Here is a 1,582-nt window from a genome sequence, read left to right on the forward strand (position 1 = left end):
GTGCCGGGAACGTCCTGGGCCCAACCTCGTCCGGAGTGCGCGAGCTGCGCCTTCGCCGAGCACTGCGCCCGCGGGCGGGCCGACGCGCGAGACCTGTCGCTGGTCGCGGGTCTGCGCGCGGACCAGCGCCGGATCCTGCGCCGCGCGGGCATCACCTCGGTCGAGGAACTCGCCGCCGCGCCCGAGGAGTCCCGGCCGCCGGCGATGTCCGCGGTCGCGTTCTCGGGCCTGCGCCTGCAGGCCGAACTACAGGCGGCGCAGGACGCGACGCGCAGCGCGGACGATCCACTCGGGACGGTGAGCGTGCGGATGGTGGATCCGGGCGCGCTGGCGATGCTGCCGGCGGCGGATCACGCCGACGTCTACTTCGACATGGAAGGTGATCCGTACGCATTGGACGCGGCGGGGCTCGAATATCTCTTTGGCGCGGTCACGCTGACCCCGCCCCTGAACGGGCTCGCCGGCACCGGCGGGGACGAGATCCCGGCGCCGCCGGTCGAACCGGCGCCCGCGGCCGAGGACTTCCGCGCCTTCTGGGCCCATGACCGGGCCGGCGAGCGGCGCGCCTTCGAGGACTTCGTCGACTGGGCGACGGCCCGGCTGCGCGCCCACCCCGGCGCGCACATCTTTCACTACGCGCCGTACGAACCGAACGCGCTGCGGCGCCTGGCGGCCCGCCACGGCACGCGGGAGCGCGACATCGACGAGCTGCTCGCCGGCAACCGGCTCGTGGACCTCTACACCGTGGTCCGCCGCAGCCTGCGGATCTCCCAGCCGTCCTACTCGATCAAGTATCTGGAGCCGCTGTTCCACCCGGGCGCGCGCACGGCGGCGGTGACGAACGCCGCCGACAGCATCGTGGCCTACGAGTCCTTTCTGGAACACCGGGCGGCGGGGGAGTCGGCGCAGGCCGAGGGTCTGCTCGCCGAGATCGCCGCGTACAACCGGGTGGACTGCGAGTCGACGCACCGGCTGCACCGCTGGCTGCTCGACCTGCGCCGGGCGCAGGGCATCCCGGCGCCGGACGGCACTGGCGCGGCGGCGGACGAGACCGCGGGCGAGCAGCCCACCCTGGCCGACGACGACCCCGACGCGGCCGTCGACGCCCTGGTCGAGGGCCTGCCCGCCGACCCGGCCGAGTGGAACGCCGACCAGCGGACCCGGGCGCTGCTCGCCGCCGCGGTCGGTTATCACCGGCGGGAGAACAAGCCGGCCTGGTGGACGTACTTCGCGGCGCTGACCGCGGACCGGGCGACGCTGGAGGCGGCGGACGACTGCGCCGTGCCGACCGCCTGGCGGGTCGTCGAGGACTGGGACGAACCCACGGGCCGGCGTCGGCGCAGCCGGCGGCTGCTGCGGGCCGAGATCGACCCCGAACGTCCGCCTCCCTTCGACCTGAACGAGGCCGTGCGCCTCCTCTACCCGGGCCGCCCTGGCCTGGTCGGCACCGCCTCGGACGCGGTCGTGGAACAGTCCGCGCCGCACGTCCTACTGCTGCGGGAGAACGCCCTGCCGGAGTCGGCCGCCCGCGCGCTGCCCACCGCGGTGCTGCCCGGCGCGCCGGTGCGCCCCGAGCCGAAGC

Annotated in this window: 1 protein-coding gene; it reads left to right on the forward strand. The window is 75.3% G+C overall.

Features of this window, described 5'->3' with window-relative positions:
- Positions 1-1,582: TM0106 family RecB-like putative nuclease (locus MXD58_RS27225; protein ID WP_250610792.1), on the forward strand; the 1,582-nt coding region annotated here is incomplete at both ends.

This window comes from Frankia sp. AgKG'84/4, assembly GCF_023242965.2.
In the GTDB taxonomy this organism is placed as follows: domain Bacteria; phylum Actinomycetota; class Actinomycetes; order Frankiales; family Frankiaceae; genus Frankia.